Below are 240 nucleotides of genomic sequence, written 5' to 3'. Positions count from 1 at the left end.
GTCCAAGGTAAGGCACGGTTCGCCGCCGAATATCCCTATGAAAACATTTGCTACGCCGCGCTCGTCTTCAGTCGGATCGCCCGGGGCCGGATAACGAGGATCGAAACATCGGCTGCCGAAAAGGCACCGGGCATCATCCTGGTAATGACCTATCGGAATGCACCGCGCATGAAGGCGCCATCTCTGATGATGTCCTCGCCTTCGGCGGCTGGTGCATGCGACTTGCCCGTCATGCAGAAC

1 protein-coding gene is annotated in these 240 nt (G+C 58.8%); it reads left to right on the top strand.

The genetic code is table 11. The features are described 5' to 3' along the window. The coding region (locus ACR9ZK_RS23235) for a hypothetical protein (protein ID WP_481344273.1) at positions 1–240 on the top strand (240 nt) is incomplete at both ends.

This window comes from Monashia sp. HAY1-5C (assembly GCF_056755255.1).
The sequence above is the reverse complement of the archived record's forward strand: the minus strand, read 5'-3'. Positions and strand labels throughout refer to the sequence as shown.